Here is a 19722-nt window from a genome sequence, read left to right on the forward strand (position 1 = left end):
TGTGGTTCCAAAATCGCCTTTAACTGTATATACTCACAGCATAACTGTATATACACCCAGGGGGCGGAATGAAAGCGTTAACGGCCAGGCAGCAAGAGGTGTTCGATCTCATTCGGGATCACATCAGCCAGACAGGTATGCCACCGACGCGTGCGGAGATCGCGCAGCGTTTGGGGTTCCGTTCCCCAAATGCGGCTGAAGAACACCTGAAAGCGCTGGCACGTAAAGGTGTCATCGAGATTGTCTCTGGTGCTTCTCGCGGTATCCGCCTGCTGGTGGAAGAAGAAGAGGGGCTGCCTTTAGTAGGGCGCGTGGCGGCAGGGGAACCCCTTCTGGCACAGCAGCATATTGAAGGTCACTATCAGGTCGACCCGTCGCTGTTTAAACCTAATGCCGATTTCCTGCTGCGCGTCAGCGGGATGTCGATGAAAGATATTGGGATTATGGACGGCGATTTGCTGGCGGTACACAAAACCCAGGACGTGCGTAACGGCCAGGTAGTGGTGGCGCGTATTGATGATGAAGTGACGGTTAAACGCCTGAAAAAGCAGGGTAATAAAATCGAACTTCTGCCAGAAAACAGTGAATTTAAACCGATTGTGGTTGATCTGCGCGAGCAAAACTTCACGATTGAAGGGCTGGCAGTCGGCGTCATCCGTAACGGTGAATGGTTGTAATTTTCTCCAGGCCGGATCAAGCGTTTACGCCGCCATCCGGCGATATGCCCGGTGGCGCTACGCTTACCGGGCCTGGAAAAAAAGCCTGGATAAGGCATTTATGCCGTCATCTGGCAATCTAACTTCTTTTTTATAATTCCTTCTCAGGCTTTCCCGCATGCCTTTCTTTACCTCTTCCGACAAAGCGCTCTGGCGTCTCGCATTACCGATGATCTTCTCCAATATCACCGTTCCCTTGTTGGGTCTGGTAGATACTGCAGTCATTGGACATCTGGACAGCCCTGTTTATCTGGGCGGTGTTGCCGTGGGCGCAACGGCAACCAGTTTTCTCTTCATGCTGTTGCTCTTCTTACGCATGAGCACCACCGGGCTGACGGCTCAGGCATTTGGTGCCAAAAATCCCCAGGCACTGGCGCGCGCGCTGGTGCAGCCACTGATTCTGGCGTTGGGGGCGGGGGCCTTAATCGCGTTGTTCCGTACACCAGTCATCGATCTTGCATTGCATATCGTCGGTGGCAATGAAGCGGTGCTGATACAGGCGCGACGTTTTCTGGAGATCCGCTGGCTGAGCGCCCCGGCATCGCTGGCGAATCTGGTTCTGCTTGGCTGGCTGTTGGGCGTTCAGTATGCCCGCGCGCCGGTGATCCTGCTGGTTGTCGGCAATATTCTCAATATTGCGCTCGATCTGTGGCTGGTGATGGGCCTGCATATGAATGTGCAGGGAGCCGCACTGGCGACGGTGATTGCAGAATATGCCACGTTGTTGCTTGGCCTAATGATGGTGCGCAAAGTGCTGACACTGCGCGGTGTGTCATCCACGATGCTGAAACAGGCCTGGCGGGGGAATTTCCGTCGTTTGTTGGCGCTTAACCGTGACATCATGCTGCGTTCGTTGTTGCTGCAACTGTGCTTTGGCGCGATCACGGTTCTCGGGGCGCGGTTGGGTAGCGACATCATTGCGGTGAATGCGGTACTGATGACCCTGCTGACCTTTACCGCCTATGCCCTTGATGGATTTGCTTATGCTGTCGAAGCGCACTCCGGGCAGGCGTATGGCGCACGTGACGGAAGCCAGTTGCTGGATGTCTGGCGCGCGGCATGCCGACAGTCAGGAATAGTGGCGCTGCTCTTTGCCCTCGTTTATGCCCTGGCGGGTGAACACATCATCGCGTTGCTGACGTCGTTGCCGCAAATTCAACTTTTGGCCGATCGCTATCTTATCTGGCAGGTAGTGTTGCCGTTAATCGGTGTCTGGTGTTATTTGCTGGATGGCATGTTTATCGGGGCGACGCGTGCGACGGAAATGCGCAACAGTATGGCCGTTGCGGCGCTGGGATTTGCACTCACGCTGTGTGCGCTGCCCTGGCTGGGCAATCATGGACTGTGGCTGGCGTTAACCGTTTTTCTGGCGCTCCGTGGACTCTCGTTGGCCTGGATCTGGCGACGCCACTGGCGGCACGGAACCTGGTTTTCCCAGGCGTGATGGTTAAAAATTCTGAATATCAAAATGAACATGGGATCACTGACTATAATTAATCTCACGTCCAGCAGAAAACGTAGTGTATTTGGGCGAAGCAATATCGCTAATCACCACTAATCATGAGGACTCGATGATGAATAAAGACGAAGTCAGCGGTAACTGGAAACAGTTCAAAGGGAAAGTGAAAGAGCAATGGGGCAAACTGACCGATGATGATATGACGGTCATTGAAGGTAAGCGCGACCAGTTGGTCGGCAAGGTCCAGGAACGTTACGGTTACGCCAGAGACAAGGCGGAAAAGGAAGTGAGCGACTGGGAAACGCGTAATAAATACCGCTGGTAATCAGCCGCGGCAACCCGAAAGTACAAGGATGTACAGTCCATTGGGCGGTTTTGCCGCCCAACCCGCTTAACGCGGTTTTTTCTTCACCAGGATCGAATGATCGTGCTGGCACTCATCAGGGTGGCGACACGCTTCAACTTCGACGCACGCCGGGCATAATCCGTGCGCTTCAATCACGTTATGACGCAGGGCAAAACCCATTTTTGCCGCCAGCGTATGCATAATATCTTCCACGCCCTCGGCGCTTTCTTCTTTCACCACGCCGCAGCGGTCACAAATGAACATGGCTGAACTGTGAGTCGGCTGATCGAACAGATGGCAGAGCACATAGCTATTGGTGGACTCAACCTTGTGAATAAAGCCTTGTTCGAGCAAAAAATCGAGCGCACGATACACCGTAGGCGGTTTGGCCTGTGGCTCTGTTTCACGTAGCAGATCCAACAGATCATAAGCGCTGATCGCCCCTTGTTGCAGGCTCATCAAACGCAACACTTCGAGGCGCTGAGGAGTGAGCCGAACATTGCGCTGCGCACAGATTTTCTCAGCTTGCGCCAATAGGTCTTGTGTTGTGGTCTTTTCCATTTGGCACCCCGGAGTACGTGAAACGTTAATCCCTTACTTTATCATGTTCTTCTTAAAACACCGAGATCCCCCGCGGTGTGCTATACCTGACGCATTGCACACTGGAAAACCAAAATGAAAAGACCTGATTGCATTCGTCACTGGCGCGACGCAGAAGGCGCTGATGACTCTACCTATCCGGATAGCGATGAGCTATTTTCCATCGGCGCGCCGCTGGCGCGAACGCTCGGATTGCGTCGGCTTGGCATTCACCATGAACGTCTCCCGCCGGGTCGGCGGACTTCATATCCGCATGCGGAAAGCGACGAAGAGGAGTTCATTTATGTGCTGGAAGGCTATCCCGAAGTCTGGATAAACGGCTATCTGTGGAAATTAGAACCCGGGGACAGCGTCGGTTTCCCGGCGGGAACAGGGGTGTGCCACACCTTTATCAATAACACCAGTGCAGAGGTTCGCCTGCTTGTTGTCGGGGAGGCGAATAAAAAACACAATCGCATCTATTATCCGATTAATCCGGTGTATGCCGCCACACGCGAAGATCGCTGGGTTGATCATCCGCCGCAGTTTTTTGGCCCGCACGACGGAAAACCAGGGCGAAAATAATGCTGCCCTATGCCGTTGCCCCTCGGACTGGGACGGTCTGTGCCGTCGGCCCGGTTCACATTCAATGCAGCCATCTGCCTGCGCTCTTGTCTCACGGGTTTTGCTTTATGCTATAGTAGCGCCCCTTTTTCAGAATGCTTAATTAATCGCCATGCCAGAATCTTCGTCCACTGTTTTTCCTGCCCATCGTTTTTCTATCGCGCCGATGCTCGACTGGACGGACAGACATTGCCGCTATTTCCTGCGCTTGCTCTCCCGCCAGACGCTGCTCTATACCGAAATGGTCACGACTGGTGCGATCATTCATGGCAAGGGCGATTACCTGGCGTACAGCGAAGAAGAGCATCCGATCGCGCTGCAACTGGGCGGTAGCGACCCTGCTGCGCTGGCGCAGTGTGCGAAACTGGCACAAGAACGCGGTTATGATGAGATCAATCTCAACGTGGGTTGTCCTTCTGACCGTGTGCAAAACGGCATGTTCGGCGCCTGCCTGATGGGCAATGCGCAACTGGTGGCGGATTGCGTGAAGGCGATGCGTGATGTGGTGTCGATTCCTGTGACGGTCAAAACCCGTATTGGCATTGACGATCAGGACAGCTACGAATTTCTCTGCGACTTCATTAATACAGTTGCAGGTCAAGGCGAATGCGAGATGTTTATCATCCACGCGCGCAAAGCCTGGCTTTCTGGCCTTAGCCCGAAAGAAAACCGGGAGATCCCGCCGCTGGATTACCCGCGCGTATACCAACTGAAGCGCGACTTCCCGCATCTGACGATGTCGATCAACGGCGGCATTAAATCGCTGGAGGATGCGAAAGCGCATCTGCAGCACATGGACGGTGTGATGGTCGGGCGCGAAGCCTACCAAAATCCCGGTATTCTGGCCTCTGTCGACCGTGAGATTTTTGGCGCGACGATGGCCGATGCCGATCCGGTTGCGGTGGTGCGCGCGATGTACCCGTACATTGAACGCGAACTCAGTAACGGCACCTATCTGGGCCATATCACCCGCCATATGCTGGGTCTGTTCCAGGGCATTCCCGGCGCGCGTCAGTGGCGTCGCTACCTGAGCGAAAATGCCCATAAAGCCGGTGCCGATATCAACGTGCTGGAGCACGCGCTGAAGCTGGTGGCGGATAAGCGTTAATTTTTCACTAAAACCTGGTCAAATTCACCACGCCCTGCACAGTGTTGCGGGGCGTTTTATTTTAAAATCAATACGTTATTTTTTGGCATGTTTCTTGTAATGGTCTGTGCAGATTTCATTAGGGGAGAGCATCATGCTGGAACTACTTTTTGTCATTGGGTTTTTCATCATGTTGATGGCGACGGGGGTTTCCCTGTTGGGCGTTCTGGCTGCGTTGGTCGTGGCGACGGTGGTGATGTTTTTGGGGGGACTGTTTGCGTTGATGTTTAAACTGCTGCCCTGGCTGTTACTGGCCATTGCGGTGGTATGGGCCATTAAGGCGATAAAAGCACCGAAAATCCCACAATATCAGCGCAATAACCGTTGGCGTTACTAAAGATGTGAGGGATAGGTCACAACCTGAAACTTTGCTCTTAGAACCCATTAGGAAATGATTTTCAAATCTGTCACTATTGCGCGTCTAACGAATTCATCGAGCTGTACCCTACATACAGCCGAACTAAAAAAAGAAAGGGCTTCCCATGTGGAAGCCCAATTTCTTTCTACACCATTACGGAATGAGCAGGCTCGAACCCTGCGTGGTTCTGCTCTCCAGCGCCTGATGCGCGCGCTGTGCATCTTTCAGCGCATACTTCTGATCCTCTGCCACATCGACCTTGATAACGCCGCTGGCAATCAGCGAGAACAGCTCATTACTGGCCTCGGTGAGTTCATCACGATTGGTGATATACCCTTGCAGAGAAGGGCGGGTCGTATACAGCGAGCCTTTTTGGTTCAGAATACCTAAGTTGACGCCGGTGACCGGCCCTGACGCATTGCCAAAACTGACCATCAGTCCACGACGTTGCAGACAATCCAGCGAGGCTTCCCACGTATCTTTGCCAACGGAGTCGTAAACCACCTGCACTTTTTTGCCGCCGGTGATCTCTTTGACCCGATCGACGATGTTTTCTTCACGGTAGTTGATCACCTGCCAGGCTCCCGCCTGCAAAGCCCGTTGCGCTTTTTGCGCGTTGCCAACCGTCCCGATCAGTTTGGCACCCAGCGCTTTCGCCCACTGACAGGCAATCAGTCCTACGCCGCCTGCGGCAGCATGAAATAAAAAGGGCTCATCGGGTTTGATTTCATAGGTTTTTCGCAGCAGATAAAAGACGGTTAAGCCTTTCAGGAAAGAGGCCGCCGCCTGCTCGAAAGAGATAGCATTAGGTAACAGGGCGGCTTTATCGGCAGGGACATTGTGCACAGAACTGTAGGCCCCGAGCGCCGACTGGGCGTAAACGACGCGGTCGCCTGCCTTGAGATGTTTGACGTTGCTGCCGACTTTACTGACAATCCCCGCCGCTTCTGTGCCTAATCCACTGGGTAACGAGGGAGGTGGGTAGAGGCCACTACGAATATAGGTATCAATGTAGTTAATGCCGATGGCTTTATTCTCGACCTGGATTTCGTTCTCCGCCGGGTCTGCGGGCATAAAGTCCACCACTTTTAGTACGTCAGGGCCACCATGCTTGTGAAATTCAATTCGTGTTGCCATGCTTCCTCCAGAACGTATCGTTAGGGTCTACTTATATGGTAATCTTTCGACCCACTCTTTATCTCGGTAACTCCATTCACTATGGCAGGAAATAAACCCTTCAACAAACAACAGACTGATGCTCGTGACCGCGATCCACAGGTCGCCGGGCTGAAAGTGCCGCCGCACTCGATTGAAGCGGAACAGTCGGTGTTGGGCGGTTTAATGCTGGATAACGAACGCTGGGATGATGTGGCTGAACGCGTCGTGGCGGAAGACTTTTACACCCGCCCGCACCGTCACATTTTTACCGAAATGCACCGCTTGCAGGAGATGGGTAAGCCTATCGACCTGATCACCCTGGCGGAATCGCTGGAAGTACAAGGGCAACTGGACAGCGTCGGCGGTTTTGCGTATCTGGCGGAGCTATCCAAAAATACGCCAAGTGCGGCGAACATCAGCGCGTATGCTGATATCGTCCGCGAACGCGCTGTCGTTCGCGACATGATTTCTGTTGCCCATGAAATTGCGGATGCGGGTTTTGATCCGCAGGGGCGCTCCAGCGAAGACCTGCTCGATCTGGCGGAATCACGCGTCTTTAAAATCGCCGAAAGCCGCGCCAATAAAGACGAAGGCCCGAAAAACATCGCCGATGTGCTGGATGCCACCGTTGCGCGTATCGAACAGTTGTTCCAGCAACCGCACGATGGTGTCACCGGTGTGAATACCGGGTATGACGATCTCAATAAAAAAACGGCGGGTTTGCAGCCGTCGGATCTGATCATCGTTGCGGCGCGTCCGTCGATGGGTAAAACGACATTTGCGATGAACCTCGTCGAAAATGCGGCGATGTTGCAGGATAAGCCGGTACTTATCTTCTCTCTTGAGATGCCCTCAGAACAGATTATGATGCGTTCTCTGGCGTCGCTTTCGCGCGTGGATCAGACCAAAATTCGTACCGGGCAACTGGACGATGAAGACTGGGCGCGGATCTCCGGCACCATGGGTATTTTGCTTGAGAAGCGCAATATTTATATTGATGACTCCTCCGGCCTGACCCCGACGGAAGTGCGCTCCCGCGCGCGCCGTATCGCCCGCGAACACGGCGGTATCGGGCTTATCATGATCGACTATCTTCAGCTAATGCGCGTGCCGTCGCTCTCCGACAACCGTACACTGGAGATCGCCGAAATCTCCCGATCGCTCAAAGCGTTAGCGAAAGAACTCCATGTTCCTGTCGTGGCGCTGTCACAGCTTAACCGTTCACTGGAACAACGCGCCGATAAACGCCCGGTTAACTCCGACTTGCGTGAATCTGGCTCCATTGAGCAGGATGCGGATTTGATCATGTTTATCTATCGTGACGAGGTTTATCACGAGAACAGCGACTTAAAAGGCATCGCAGAAATTATTATTGGTAAACAGCGTAACGGCCCCATTGGTACGGTACGTCTGACCTTTAACGGTCAGTGGTCGCGTTTTGATAATTATGCGGGGCCGCAGTACGACGACGAATAACAGTCATTAGATTCAGGCAAACACTTTTCAAGGAACACAAATGCAAGCGGCAACTGTTGTGATTAACCGCCGCGCTCTGCGACACAACCTGCAACGACTGCGTGAACTGGCCCCGGCCAGCAAACTGGTCGCGGTCGTGAAAGCGAACGCTTACGGACACGGTCTGTTAGAGACCGCGCGGACGCTCCCCGACGCCGACGCCTTTGGCGTCGCGCGTCTCGAAGAAGCTCTGCGACTGCGTGCCGGCGGGATCACGCAACCCATCCTGTTACTCGAAGGCTTTTTTGACGCCGCCGATCTGCCGACCATCGCCGCGCAGCATCTGCATACCGCCGTGCATAATCAGGAGCAGCTCGTTGCATTAGAGTCAGCCGTGCTGGATGAACCGGTGACGGTGTGGATGAAACTCGATACCGGTATGCACCGTCTGGGCGTCCTTCCCGAGCAGGCCGAGGCATTTTATCAACGCCTGACGCAGTGTAAAAACGTGCGCCAGCCGGTGAACATCGTCAGCCATTTTGCCCGCGCAGACGAACCGGAATGCGGCGCGACCGAGCAACAGCTCGATATTTTTAACACCTTCTGTGAAGGTAAGCCGGGTCAGCGCTCCATTGCGGCCTCTGGCGGGATTCTGCTGTGGCCGCAGTCTCACTTTGACTGGGCGCGTCCGGGGATCATCCTCTACGGCGTTTCGCCGCTGGAAAACCAGTCCACGGGCGCTGATTTTGGTTGCCAGCCGGTGATGTCGCTGACCTCCAGCCTGATTGCCGTACGCGAACACAAAGCGGGCGAACCGGTCGGTTACGGCGGAACCTGGCGAAGTGAACGCGACACGCGTCTGGGTGTAGTGGCGATGGGTTACGGCGATGGCTACCCGCGCGCCGCGCCTTCCGGTACGCCGGTACTGGTCAACGGTCGTGAAGTCCCGATTGTGGGCCGCGTGGCGATGGATATGATCTGCGTTGACCTGGGGCCGCAGGCAGAGGATAAAGCGGGCGATCCGGTCATCCTTTGGGGTGAAGGACTGCCGGTTGAACGCATCGCTGAAATGACAAAAGTAAGTGCTTACGAACTTATCACGCGCCTGACTTCAAGGGTGGCGATGAAGTATATCGACTAAGCGCACGGTGTGCCGGAGAGTGCTAACGCGTATCCGGCCTACCCATTTGTACTGACCGTAGGCCGGATAAGGCGCGAAGCGCCGCCATCCGGCACTTCTTCGCTAAACATCCTCTCGATCTTCTCTCACTTCCGGTTTATTGTGTCTTTACCCCCTGCCTGTAAACCTGGAGAACCTTCGCGTGTTTCAAAAAGTTGACGCCTATGCAGGCGACCCGATTCTTTCGCTCATGGAGCGCTTCAAAGAAGATACCCGTCGCGACAAAGTGAATCTCAGTATCGGTCTGTACTACAACGAAGACGGGATTATCCCGCAGCTGAAGGCGGTTGCCGAAGCGGAAGCCCGTCTCAATGCCCAGCCGCATGGCGCTTCGCTGTATCTGCCGATGGAAGGTCTGAACACCTACCGTCACACCATTGCCCCGCTGCTGTTTGGCGCTGACCATCCTGTACTTTCGCAGCAGCGTATCGCGACCATTCAGACGTTGGGCGGGTCAGGCGCGCTGAAAGTGGGCGCTGATTTCCTGAAACGTTATTTTCCGGACTCTGCCGTGTGGGTCAGCGATCCGACGTGGGAAAACCACATTGCGATTTTTGAAGGAGCCGGGTTCGAAGTAAGTACTTACCCCTGGTATGACAAGGCAACCAACGGTGTGCGTTTCAACGACCTGCTGGCGACCCTTGATACCTTACCGGCGCGTAGCATTGTATTGCTGCATCCGTGCTGTCATAACCCGACCGGCGCAGATTTAACGCACGCGCAGTGGGATGCGGTCATTGAGATACTGAAAGCCCGCGATCTGATCCCCTTCCTCGACATCGCCTATCAGGGCTTTGGCGCGGGCATGGACGATGATGCATACGCCATTCGCGCGATTGCCAGCGCCGGGCTGCCAGCACTGGTCAGTAACTCTTTCTCGAAGATTTTCTCTCTGTATGGCGAGCGTGTCGGCGGTCTTTCCGTGGTGTGTGAAGACGCTGACGCTGCAACTCGCGTGCTGGGTCAGCTCAAAGCCACGGTACGTCGCAATTACTCCAGCCCGCCGAATTTTGGCGCACAGGTGGTTGCTGCCGTATTGGGTGATGATGCGCTGAAAGCTAGCTGGTTGGCGGAAGTGGAAGCGATGCGAACCCGCATTCTGGCGATGCGTCAGGAGCTGGTGAAGGTCCTGAGTACCGAGATCCCGGGGCGTAACTTTGACTACCTGCTGCAACAGCGCGGGATGTTCAGCTATACCGGCCTGAGTGCAGCACAGGTGGATCGCCTGCGTGATGAGTTTGGCGTCTACCTGATCGCCAGCGGACGCATGTGCGTTGCCGGTCTTAATTCCAATAACGTTCAGCGTGTCGCGAAGGCGTTTGCCGCAGTAATGTAATCTCCTGCCTGTGAGGCTGGCGTCTGGCCAGCCTCTTTTTCTTCCGGTGTTTCTAACTCCAGCCACCCCTCGTATTACTGTTCCTGTTTCCACTCACTTTCTCACCTCTCATTATTGTTAATGCATTGATTAATAATGTTTTTACATGTTGGTACGAATACTGCAATACAACAGCAGTCTACGACCATCAGGAGAACAACATGGAGAACATGACCTCACCCGGAACGCTGCTCAATGGAGACAATGCGACCTGGCTTGAAGAGTATTACCAGACCTGGTTGCACTCACCCGAACAGCTCCCCGAGGACTGGCGGCGTTTTTTTATTTCTCAGGAATTGTCTTCCACTGAAACCTGTTCAGCGGTAATGACGTCTGGCCCGGCATTAAAAAAACAGGCTGCGGTAACGCAGTTGATTCATGCCTGGCGACATTTCGGACACCTCAGAGCGAAGCTGGACCCGCTGTCATTGGTGGAACTCCCCGACGTACCGCAACTGACGCCTGCATTTTGGGGCTTAACGGAGGACGATTTACGCCAGGAATTTAATGTCACCTTTGGCGAACACAGTACCCAGATGCCGCTTAAGCAGATTATTTCCATGCAGGAACAGGCATGGGCGGGAAGTCGCGCATATGAACTGGCGCATCTGGATAACCGTGACGAAATCAGCTGGCTGTTGGCGCGTATTGAGCGCAGTCATGCGCCGCAGGCGGATGCGCAAACCTGTCTGGAACGCTTCGAAAACCTGGTGGCCGCAGAAACGCTGGAACGCTATCTGCATACCCGTTACGTCGGTCAGAAACGTTTCTCGCTGGAAGGCGGGGAATGCGCGATCCCGGCGCTGAATACGCTGGCGAAACGCGTACGTGAGCAGGGCGTCGATGAGCTGGTGATCGGTATGGCGCATCGTGGGCGTCTGAACGTACTGATCAATTTACTGGGTAAAGATCCGGCGCAACTGTTTGCAGAGTTCGAAGGAAAACAGACGATTGGCGCCGGTTCTGGCGATGTGAAATACCATATGGGCTATTCCACCAATATGCAGACGCCGGCAGGGTTGTTGCATATTGCGCTGGCCTATAACCCGTCGCACCTGGAAATTGTTAACCCGGTGGTGCTTGGACAAGTGCGGGCGCGGCAGAATCGGCGTGGTGAAAATGGCAAGTCTTGCGTCATGGGCGTATTGATTCATGGCGATTCTGCACTCGGCGGACTGGGCGTCAACCAGACCACCTTTAACCTGTCGCAAACCACCGGCTACGGTACCGGCGGCACCGTTCATCTGGTTATCAACAATCAGGTCGGATTTACCACTGCCCGTTTACAGGACATGCGCTCCTCACGTTACTGCACGGATATCGCCAAAATGGTGGCGGCGCCGGTGATCCACGTTAACGGCGATGACGTCGACGCCGTATGCCAGGCGATTGAGCTGGCCTGCGACTGGCGAAATACCTTCCACCGCGACATCGTCCTCGATCTGGTCTGTTTCCGTAAGCACGGCCATAACGAAAGTGATGAGCCTCGTCTGACGCAACCGCAGATGTATCAAGCGGTAGACAGCCATCCGGGAACGCGAACCCGCTATGGCGAGATGCTTTCCCGCCGCGGTGTTCTGACACCTGAGCAGCAGGATGAAAAAGTCAGTGCCTATCGTGACTGGCTGGATGCCTGCCAGAAACGCGATCCGCTACCGGCGCCGGATGCCACGCATCCGTTCAGCGCTAACTGGGAGGGCTTAAGCAACCCGCAGTGGAGCGCGCAGCCGGAAACCGCGCTATCAGCGGAAGAACTGGCCCGTTACGGCGACCTTCTCACTACACTTCCGCACGACGTTGTCGCGCATCCCACCATCAAACGCCAGCTTGCCTTACGCAAAGAGATGGCGGCAGGCGCTCAGCCGGTGGACTGGGGGATGGCGGAAACGCTGGCTTACGCCTCGCTGGTCGATCAAGGCATCGGCGTGCGTTTGTCCGGTGAAGACTCTGGACGCGGTACGTTCAGCCATCGCCATGCCGTGGTGCATCACCAGACGCAAGCGGGTCGCTATCTGCCGTTACAGCATATTCGCGAGGGGCAGGCGTCTTTCGAAGTCTTTGACTCCGTATTGAACGAAGAAGCGCTGCTGGCCTGGGAATACGGTTACTCCACCTCCGCGCCGCAACAACTGGTGATTTGGGAAGCGCAGTTTGGCGATTTCGCCAATGGCGCACAGGTCGCTATCGACCAGTTTATCTGCTCAGGCGAAACCAAATGGGGACGCTACAGCGGGTTAACCATTCTGTTGCCGCACGGCTACGACGGACAGGGGCCGGAGCACTCTTCGGGTCGTCCTGAACGCTGGCTACAACTCTGCGCAGAACAAAACATGCATGTGGTGATGCCAGGGGATTCAGCACAAATGTTCCACCTGCTGCGCGGGCAAGCGTTACGCCCAATGCGCAAACCGCTGGTGGTATTTATGAGTAAGCGCTTACTTCGATTTAAGGGCGCGATGAGTGAGCTTTCCGCGTTTAGCACAGGGAGTTTCAAACCGGTCATTACCGATACCTTCCCGCGCGATTCGGCGCAGGTTAAGCAGGTCATTCTGTGCAGTGGTCAGGTCTATTACGACGCCCTGGAAGCCCGCAAACAGCGTGGCCTTGATGAGAGTGTGGCGATTGTGCGCGTGGAGCAGCTCTATCCGTTCCCGGCAGACGAGCTCAATGCCGCACTGGCGCAATGGCCGCAGTGTTCACGCTGGGTCTGGCTACAGGAAGAGCCCGAGAATCAGGGCGCGTGGCGGCAAATTCACCATGAACTGACGGCCCTGGAGCTGGATAAACCGTTCTGGCATTACGCGGGGCGCCCGGCCGCTGCCGCACCGGCAACAGGTTATGGCCGCGTTCATAAACAACAAATTGACGATTTTCTTGCGGATGCGTTCACGCACATCCAGCCATAAAAAAATAACAAGGAAAATATCTGATGATTGACATTACTGTCCCTCAATTACCGGAGTCTGTAACGGAAGGCACGTTGACGACGTGGTGTAAAAAAGAAGGCGATTTCGTGCGCCGTGATGAAGTGGTCGCGGAGCTGGAAACGGACAAAGTGATCCTCGAAATCCCTGCGCCGCAGGATGGCATATTGACGCGCATTCTGGTCGAGGAAGGCAATGAGGTGGCGTCCTCGCAACTGTTGGCGCATCTGGAGCCGCAGGCCGCCGCTGCCGAAGCGGTCATCGCAGAGGTGGAAGCGACCGCCATGCCGGCTGCGCGTCTTGAAGCCCAGCGTAGCAATGTGAATCTTGCCGAGGTTGCAGGGAGCGGACGTCAGGGCCGCATTCTGAAAGAAGATGTGCTGCAACATGCGCAGTCTGCCGCACCAGCTCCGGCGCCAACGCCAGCGCTGACGATGGCACCGGCGATCCCGCGTCCTGTCGCCCCCGCCGGTTCTCGCGAGGAACGTCGCGAGCCTATGTCACGTTTGCGCGCGCGTATCGCCGAACGCCTGCTGGCCTCGCAACGGGATAACGCCATTCTGACCACGTTCAACGAAGTGAATATGCAGAATGTGATGGACTTGCGTGCCCGCTGGAAAGACCGTTTTGCCGAAAAACACGGCGTGAAGTTGGGCTTTATGTCGTTCTTCGTGAAAGCCGTCACCCGCGCGCTGGAGCGTTTTCCAATCGTCAATGCCAGCGTTGAGGGCAATGACATTGTCTGGCGCGACTACTGCGACATCGGAATTGCGGTCAGCAGTAACCGTGGGCTGGTGGTGCCTGTGCTGCGCAATGCGCAAACCCTTTCTGTTGTTGAAATCGAACGGCAAATCGCCGATTACGCCGCGCTGGCGCGGGCAGGAAAACTGCCGCTGGAAGCGTTGCAGGGCGGTTCGTTCTCTATCACCAACGGCGGCACGTTCGGTTCCATGATGTCCACGCCCATTATCAACCCGCCGCAGTCGGCCATTCTCGGTATGCACGCGATCACCCCGCGTCCGGTTGCCGAAAACGGCCAGGTCGTGATTCGCCCGATGATGTACCTCGCCCTCAGCTATGACCATCGCATTATCGATGGGCAAGAAGCGGTGCAAACGCTGGTGGCGATCCGCGAACTGCTGGAAGCGCCAGAACAACTGTTGCTGGATCTGTGAGGAGAAAAGTGATGAGTCCATTTTTTGACGTCGCAGTGATCGGCGGTGGCCCCGGTGGATATGTGGCGGCGCTGCGGGCGGCGCAGCGCGGGCTGAATGTGGTGTGTATTGATGATGGGGTCAACGCGCAAGGTGAACCGTCGCCGGGCGGTACCTGCCTGAATGTCGGCTGTATCCCGTCAAAATCGTTGCTGCAATCGTCTGAATTGTTTGCCCAGATCCAGCATGAAGCGGCGATCCACGGCGTTAAGGTCAAAGAGGTGTCGTTTGACGTTCCTTCGATGATCCAGCGTAAAGACGCCATCGTGCGTCGCCTGACACAGGGGATTCGCCTGCTGTTTGAAAAAAATAAGGTGACGCATATTTCCGGCCAGGCAACGCTGCGGGAACAGCAGGACGGGCTCTGGCAGTTGCTGGTCAATGAACAGACGATCAGCGCTAAAAATGTGGTGATTGCGACCGGTTCACAGCCGCGCCAGCTTGCGGACGTGGCGACGGACAACACGCACATTCTGGATAACCGCGGCGCGCTGTCATTAAGCGAATGCCCGGCGCGTCTGGGAGTTATTGGCGCGGGGGTGATTGGCCTGGAGCTGGGTTCGGTCTGGAATCGCGTGGGCGCACAGGTCACGCTGCTGGAAATGGCGGAAACCTTCCTGCCTGCCCTGGAACCGAGAATGGCGAACGAAGTGCGTAAAGCGATGGTTGCCAGCGGTCTGGAGATGCAGTTTGGCGTCAGTATTGATGCGGTCGAACGCCACGATAACGAGGTGGTGATTCGCTGGCGGCAGGGCGAAAACGTACAGGAAACGCGCGTCGACAAGCTGATTGTCGCCATTGGCCGTGAGCCACGTTTGTCCGGAATTGATCTGGCGGCGCTGGGGTTAGCGTCGAATGGTCGCGGCGGTATTGAAGTTGATGCGCTGTGCCGCACGGGCAAACCCGGTTTGTGGGCGATTGGCGATGTCGTACGTGGGCCGATGCTGGCGCATAAAGCGATGGAAGAAGGTCTGAACGTCGCCGATCAAATGGCGGGACTGCCTGTTGAACCGGTCAACTTCTCGCTGATCCCTTCTGTCATTTACACCCAGCCGGAAGTGGCGTGGGTGGGTGAAAGCGAAGCGACGCTGAAAGCCTCCGGTATCGACTTCACCAAAGGTCATTCACTGTTTGCGGGCAACGGCCGCGCGCTGGCGCTGGGGCAGGATGGCGGACGCTGTACGCTCTACGCCGACAAACGCACCGATCGTGTACTGGGCGGGGCGATTGTCGGCCCGCAGGCTTCTGAACTGATTAACGAAATTGGGTTGGCAATGACGTTTAGCGCCTCGGGCGAAGATATCGCCTGCGCGGTACATGCTCATCCCACCTTGAGTGAAGTCATACACGAAGCGGCAATGGCGCTGAATAAACAGGCGCTCCACGGATAACGTTCAATACCACCGAGAGACATTATGAATTTACATGAGTATCAGGCCAAATCCTTACTGGCCGGCATGGGAATGCCATGCCCGAAAGAAGTTGCTATTCAACATATTACGGAGTTGCCGGACGCGTGGAGCCGCATCGCCAGCGAAAGCAAAGGCGCGGTGCTGAAAGCGCAGGTCCATGCCGGAGGGCGAGGCAAAGCGGGCGGCGTGAAGGTGCTAACGCAGTTCCAGCAGGCTGAAGCCTTTGCTGAGCAAATGCTCGGTTCGCAGCTGGTCACCTATCAAACCGGGCCAGAAGGTCAGTATGTCAGCAGCATTCTGGTGTGTGAAAACATCTATCCGGTACGCCAGGAACTGTATTTTGGCATGGTGGTGGATCGTGAAAGTCAGTGTGTGACGTTTATTGTCAGCCCGGAAGGCGGGGTCGAGATTGAAAAAGTCGCTCATGAGACGCCGGAGAAAATCGGCAGCGTCAGCGTGGATCCGCTGACGGGTATTCAACCCTGCCATATTCGGGAGATGTTCACGGTTTTGAACCTTGAAAATACCCTGTTCCCGGCGTTCAGTCGTTTAGCAAATCAGGCATGGAAGGCCTTTAACGAACTGGATTTCGCCTTGCTGGAAATTAACCCGCTGGTGCTGCGTGAAGACGGTGGATTTATGTGCGCTGACGCGAAAGTGTCGTTAGACGACAACGCACTGTACCGTCACCCGGAATTGCAGGCGATGCGTGATGAAACGCAGGAAGATCCTCGCGAAAGCCAGGCGGCAAAACTCGATCTCAACTACGTCTCGCTGGACGGCAATATCGGCTGCATGGTCAATGGCGCTGGGCTGGCGATGGCGACGATGGACATTATTAAACTCTACGGCGAGCAACCGGCTAACTTCCTCGATGTGGGCGGCGGCGCGACGCAGGAGCGCGTTAGCGAAGCGTTCAGGTTGATTGTCTCTGACGACAAAGTGCAGGCCATTCTGGTCAACATTTTCGGTGGGATTGTGCGTTGCGACATGATCGCCCGCGCCATCATTCACTCCCTGCGTGAAACGGAAATTACCTTACCGGTCGTGGTACGTCTGTCTGGCAATAATGCGGCTGAAGGGCAACGTTTGCTGGCGGAAAGCGGCCTCGCGGTGGAAGCCGTTGGATCTTTGGATGATGCCGCTAAGCGCATTATCGCATTACTGAATTAACTGGAGGTTAGCGTGAGCGTTTTGATTGATAAGCATACCCGGGTTCTGGTGCAGGGCATTACCGGTAAAAATGGGACGTTTCATACAGAGCAGGCGATCGCCTATGGCACAAACATCGTCGGCGGCATCACGCCAGGGAAAGGCGGGCAACTGCACCTGGATCGCCCCGTTTTCAATTCGATGAAAGAGGCGATGAGACAGACTGAAGCGGATGCCAGCGTGATTTATGTGCCTGCGCCGTTTGTTCTGGATTCCGTTGTTGAGGCCGTTGAAGCTGGCGTGAAATTGATTGTGGTGATCACCGAAGGCGTTCCAACGCTGGATATGGTGAAAGTACGCCGCCTGCTGGATTGTCACCCGGATGTCCGTTTAATCGGCCCGAACTGCCCGGGCATTATTACGCCAGGGGCGTGTAAGATCGGTATTATGCCTGGCGATATTCATCGTCCTGGACGCATCGGCATTATTTCCCGCTCAGGGACATTAACCTATGAAGCCGTTGCACAGACCACGGCGCTGGGGTTAGGCCAGTCGACCTGTATTGGTATTGGCGGCGATCCGGTTCCCGGAACGAACTTTATTGATGCGCTACGTTTATTTGCTGATGATCCGCAAACCGATGCGGTCATTATGATTGGTGAAATTGGCGGGAACGCAGAGGAACGCGCCGCAGAATTTATTCGTCACGAAATGAATAAACCGGTCATTGGCTATATTGCGGGCGTTACTGCACCGAAAGGAAAACGTATGGGACACGCCGGCGCCATTATTTCTGGTGGTAGCGGAAGTGCCGAAGATAAATTCCGTGCCTTTGATCAGGCTGGAATGGCCTGGACACGAAACCCGGCATTAATTGGTGACACGTTGTGGAATGCCATTAAGTAATTAACGGCAGTGTAACAGGGGGCGATAAGCCCCCTTTTTTATGTGTGCGGTTTTATATTCACCTTTTTATACCTGTGCGGAAATTCACGCATTATACCGAGAGTGATTTTTATTAAAACCCTTTAATAACAGCGAGTTAATGTATTTTTAAAAGATGGCATAACACCTGCATTAGAGAAACAGGTCTTTTATCTTTCACGTTGAGGTGATTATGTCATCAGTCCCGAATAATGTTGCGCAAAAGCGTAGCATCATCCCTAATCCCGGTTTAATGCTCGCCATTATTGCCGGTTTAATTATTATGTTCCTGCCGTTAGGCGATTCATTACCCGTTGCCGGGCAACATATGATTGCGATATTGGTTTTTGCGATCATTGTCTGGATAAGCGAAGCGATGGATTATACCGCCAGCGCCATTGTTATTTCGGCGTTAATTATTTTCATGGTTGGCTTTGCTCCGGATATGAACCATCCGGATACTATTCTGGGGACAGAGAAAGCCCTGAAAATGACGCTCTCAGGGTTTTCTAACTCTGCGCTCGCGCTGGTCGCGGCGGCGATGTTTATTGCGGCGGCAATGACGATAACCGGTCTGGATAAGCGAATAGCGTTATTTACCATGTCAAAAATAGGCGCCAGTAGCCGGAGCATAATTATTGGCGCTATTGTCGTGACCATCGTCTTGAGTCTGGTGGTTCCCAGCGCCACGGCCCGTACTGCCTGCGTAGTGCCGATTATGATGGGGGTTATTGCAGCGTTTAAGGTCGATAAACACTCCCGCCTTGCGGCATCCATGATGATTGTTATCGCTCAGGCAACCAGTATCTGGAACGTGGGTATCCAGACTTCCGCCGCGCAGAACCTGCTTTCCATCGGCTTTATCAATAAAACCTTTGGTGCCGGCCATTCGATCAGTTGGCTCGACTGGCTGTTAGCGGGCGCTCCCTGGAGTCTGGCGATGTCAGTGATCCTCTACTTCCTGGCCCGAAAACTGCTGCCGCCGGAAACGGAAGCGGTCGAAGGAGGCAGCGATGCGATTAAAAAGGCGCTGGCGGAATTGGGGCCAACAACGGGGAAAGAAAAACGTCTGATTGCTATCTCGTTGTTGTTGTTGGTGTTCTGGTCTACTGGCGGAAAACTGCACAGCATTGACACGACCTCCGTGACGCTGGCTGGTCTGGCGGTCATGCTGATGCCGGGCATTGGCGTTATGCAGTGGAAAGAAGTTGAGAAGCGCGTGCAGTGGGGAACATTGCTGATGTTCGGTATCGGGATCAGCCTCGGTTCTACGCTGCTTGATACCCAGGCGGCATCCTGGATGGCGAATTACGTTGTGCAAGGTTTTGGTCTGGACGCGTTACCCCCGCTGGCGATTTTCGCCATCCTCGCCGCGTTCCTGATTGTCATCCACCTTGGATTCGCCAGCGCCACCGCGTTAACCGCTGCATTGCTGCCGATTCTGATCAGCCTGTTGAGCAGCCTGCCGCCGGAGTTGGGCGTTAACCCGATCGGTATGACCGTTCTGCTGGCCTTTAGCGTCAGTTTTGGTTTTATTTTGCCGATTAACGCACCGCAAAACATGGTGTGTCTGGGAACCGATACCTTCTCGCCACGTCAGTTTACCCGCGTGGGGATTTGGCTCACGGTGATTGGCTATTTGCTACTGCTGTTTTTTGCCGCCACCTGGTGGAAAGTTCTGGGTCTGATGTAAGGAGAT

General features: G+C 54.9%; 17 protein-coding genes. 15 read left to right on the top strand and 2 right to left on the bottom strand.

Going from position 1 to position 19722, the window contains the following annotated elements:
* The first annotated feature begins 68 nt into the window (after window positions 1-68).
* The 3 genes from lexA (at window position 69) to NNO04_RS00940 (ending at window position 2500) form a co-directional block, all read left to right on the top strand.
* Complete coding sequence (gene lexA, locus NNO04_RS00930; protein ID WP_162381749.1) at window positions 69-677, top strand: transcriptional repressor LexA; 609 nt, start codon at window positions 69-71, stop codon at window positions 675-677.
* 157 nt (window positions 678-834) lie between these two features.
* A complete protein-coding gene (dinF, locus tag NNO04_RS00935; RefSeq protein WP_271443069.1) occupies window positions 835-2160 on the top strand; it encodes an MATE family efflux transporter DinF in 1326 nt (441 codons plus the stop codon).
* Between the two features lie 130 nt (window positions 2161-2290).
* Window positions 2291-2500, top strand: a complete 210-nt coding sequence (locus NNO04_RS00940; RefSeq protein WP_192614421.1) for a CsbD family protein — start codon at window positions 2291-2293, stop codon at window positions 2498-2500.
* A 66-nt stretch (window positions 2501-2566) separates the two neighbouring features.
* Here NNO04_RS00940 and zur read toward each other — a convergent pair whose 3' ends face one another.
* Window positions 2567-3082, bottom strand: a complete 516-nt coding sequence (gene zur, locus NNO04_RS00945) for a zinc uptake transcriptional repressor Zur (protein ID WP_271443070.1) — start codon at window positions 3080-3082, stop codon at window positions 2567-2569.
* A 114-nt stretch (window positions 3083-3196) separates the two neighbouring features.
* On the opposite strand from zur, the gene NNO04_RS00950 reads away from it, so the two are divergent.
* The 3 genes from NNO04_RS00950 (at window position 3197) to pspG (ending at window position 5208) form a co-directional block, all read left to right on the top strand.
* Complete coding sequence (locus NNO04_RS00950; RefSeq protein WP_203359296.1) at window positions 3197-3685, top strand: cupin domain-containing protein; 489 nt, start codon at window positions 3197-3199, stop codon at window positions 3683-3685.
* A 151-nt stretch (window positions 3686-3836) separates the two neighbouring features.
* Window positions 3837-4832, top strand: coding sequence for a tRNA dihydrouridine(20/20a) synthase DusA (dusA, locus tag NNO04_RS00955; RefSeq protein ID WP_271443071.1), 996 nt, complete (start codon window positions 3837-3839; stop codon window positions 4830-4832).
* Window positions 4833-4965: 133 nt separating this feature from the next.
* Window positions 4966-5208: an envelope stress response protein PspG gene (gene pspG, locus NNO04_RS00960; protein WP_162381757.1), complete on the top strand. Its 243-nt coding sequence runs from the start codon at window positions 4966-4968 to the stop codon at window positions 5206-5208.
* Window positions 5209-5382: 174 nt separating this feature from the next.
* Here pspG and NNO04_RS00965 read toward each other — a convergent pair whose 3' ends face one another.
* Window positions 5383-6366 carry a quinone oxidoreductase gene (locus NNO04_RS00965; RefSeq protein ID WP_271443072.1) on the bottom strand — a complete coding sequence of 328 codons (984 nt, stop codon included), beginning with the start codon at window positions 6364-6366 and terminating at the stop codon, window positions 5383-5385.
* Between the two features lie 81 nt (window positions 6367-6447).
* On the opposite strand from NNO04_RS00965, the gene dnaB reads away from it, so the two are divergent.
* From dnaB to NNO04_RS01010, 9 genes are all read left to right on the top strand, one after another.
* A complete protein-coding gene (gene dnaB, locus NNO04_RS00970; RefSeq protein ID WP_045438554.1) occupies window positions 6448-7863 on the top strand; it encodes a replicative DNA helicase in 1416 nt (471 codons plus the stop codon).
* A gap of 40 nt (window positions 7864-7903) precedes the next feature.
* On the top strand, window positions 7904-8983 hold the full coding sequence (alr, locus tag NNO04_RS00975; protein WP_271443073.1) for an alanine racemase: 1080 nt from the start codon (window positions 7904-7906) through the stop codon (window positions 8981-8983).
* A 181-nt stretch (window positions 8984-9164) separates the two neighbouring features.
* Entirely contained in the window at window positions 9165-10358 is a 1194-nt protein-coding gene (gene tyrB / locus NNO04_RS00980; RefSeq protein WP_271443074.1) for an aromatic amino acid transaminase, read from the top strand.
* A 200-nt stretch (window positions 10359-10558) separates the two neighbouring features.
* Window positions 10559-13303 (top strand): 2-oxoglutarate dehydrogenase E1 component, encoded by a 2745-nt coding sequence (locus NNO04_RS00985; protein ID WP_271443075.1) that lies wholly within the window; start codon window positions 10559-10561, stop codon window positions 13301-13303.
* Between the two features lie 23 nt (window positions 13304-13326).
* The gene (gene odhB / locus NNO04_RS00990; RefSeq protein WP_271443076.1) at window positions 13327-14496 is read left to right on the top strand and encodes a 2-oxoglutarate dehydrogenase complex dihydrolipoyllysine-residue succinyltransferase; all 1170 of its coding nucleotides are present in this window, start codon (window positions 13327-13329) and stop codon (window positions 14494-14496) included.
* Window positions 14497-14507: 11 nt separating this feature from the next.
* The gene (gene lpdA, locus NNO04_RS00995; RefSeq protein WP_271443077.1) at window positions 14508-15926 is read left to right on the top strand and encodes a dihydrolipoyl dehydrogenase; all 1419 of its coding nucleotides are present in this window, start codon (window positions 14508-14510) and stop codon (window positions 15924-15926) included.
* A gap of 24 nt (window positions 15927-15950) precedes the next feature.
* Window positions 15951-17120, top strand: a complete 1170-nt coding sequence (gene sucC / locus NNO04_RS01000; protein WP_271443078.1) for an ADP-forming succinate--CoA ligase subunit beta — start codon at window positions 15951-15953, stop codon at window positions 17118-17120.
* A 12-nt stretch (window positions 17121-17132) separates the two neighbouring features.
* Window positions 17133-18005 (top strand): succinate--CoA ligase subunit alpha, encoded by an 873-nt coding sequence (gene sucD, locus NNO04_RS01005; RefSeq protein ID WP_271443079.1) that lies wholly within the window; start codon window positions 17133-17135, stop codon window positions 18003-18005.
* Window positions 18006-18216: 211 nt separating this feature from the next.
* Window positions 18217-19716, top strand: a complete 1500-nt coding sequence (locus NNO04_RS01010; RefSeq protein WP_271443080.1) for a DASS family sodium-coupled anion symporter — start codon at window positions 18217-18219, stop codon at window positions 19714-19716.
* The last annotated feature ends 6 nt before the right edge of the window (window positions 19717-19722 follow it).

The sequence above is a fragment of the Citrobacter sp. Awk 4 genome, assembly GCF_028069725.1.
Lineage (GTDB): Bacteria > Pseudomonadota > Gammaproteobacteria > Enterobacterales > Enterobacteriaceae > Citrobacter_D.